A 1,224-nucleotide genomic window follows, 5' to 3' on the forward strand; every position below is an offset into this window, starting at 1 on the left:
GCGGCCACCTCGGCGGGGCGGTCCTCGGGGGCGTGGTGGCCCGCGGGCCCGCAGTGCGTGATCTCCAGGTCCGCGATGTTGTCGGCGCACCATGCGGCCATGGCGGCGTCGACGAGCAGCGTGGGCGACCCTTCGAAGGTCATCAGCAGTTTGGGTACCCCGGTGCTCCTGGCGAGCCAGGCGCCGTAGGACTCGATCCGGGCGACCAGGTCGGCCGGCTCGCCTCCCACCGGCACCTGACGCGCCCAGGCCAGCACCGGCCGCCGGCTCTCCGGCGTCGGGAAGGGCGCCAGGTAGACCGCCATGTCCTCGTCCGCGACGGGCGTGAGGACGCCACCGGTGAAGGCCGACCTGATGAAGAGGTCCTTCTCGAGGACCATCTCCTCGCCCGGCCCGGGGGTGCGGATCGTCTCCGAACGGCGTCGCGCCTGCGGGGACAGGTCTTCCGGGGCCAGGGGTCTGACGAAGGTCTCCAGGAAGGCGATCCCCGCGACCCGATCCGGCCGTCGGGCCGCCATGTCGAAGGCGAGCGCGCCGCCCCAGTCGTGACCGACCAGGACCACGCGGTCCAGCCCCAGCGCGTCGCACCAGGCGTCGAGGTAGCGGGCGTGGTCGTCGAACCGGTAGGCGATGCGGGGCTTGCCGGAGCGGCCCATGCCGATGAGGTCGGGGGCCAGCGCCCTGCCGCCGCCCGTCCGCGGCAGGACGTTGCGCCACAGGTGCGAGGAGCCGGGGTTGCCGTGCAGGAAGACGAACGGCGTGCCGCCGCCGCCCGTCTCCTCGTGGTGCATGACGGAGTCGAGGACCGGTGTCCCGGGCATGTGCGTGTCCTTCCTGCGGCCCCGGGCCGGTCTGTGCGCGGGGCGGTGGGCGGGCGCCGGGCGGGCGGGGCCCGGACGGCAGGAAGAGCGTGCGACCTCGAGCAGGCTTGAGGTCAAGGGGCTTCACGGGCGTGCCGCGGCCGCCCGCTCAGGACCGGCGGCCGTCGTGTCCGTCCAGCGGTCGAGAACGCGGCGGACCGCCTCGGCGGGAACCTCGTGGCCCGCGCCCTCGACCACGTCCAGCAGGCAGCCCGGGAGGTGGCCGGCGAGTGCGCGCACGTCGTCGAGGAGGTCGTCGTCGGCCCCGACGACCAGGTGCACCGGGACCGGGACGGCTCGGGTCCCGGGCAGCTCGTCCACGGAGACCGCGGGGGCCACCGCGACGACGCCCGCGACCGTGCCC

General features: G+C 75.2%; 2 protein-coding genes. Both read right to left on the reverse strand.

The annotated features are described in order from the left end of the window. Positions 1-821 (reverse strand): haloalkane dehalogenase (locus HW445_RS31650; RefSeq protein WP_180224206.1); only part of this gene is annotated, 821 nt, incomplete at its 3' end. A gap of 123 nt (positions 822-944) precedes the next feature. Further along, on the reverse strand, positions 945-1,224 hold a 280-nt coding region (locus tag HW445_RS31655), incomplete at its 5' end, for an alpha/beta fold hydrolase (RefSeq protein ID WP_374939737.1).

The sequence above is a fragment of the Streptomyces sp. UH6 genome, from assembly GCF_013421635.1.
GTDB lineage: Bacteria > Actinomycetota > Actinomycetes > Streptomycetales > Streptomycetaceae > Streptomyces > Streptomyces abyssomicinicus.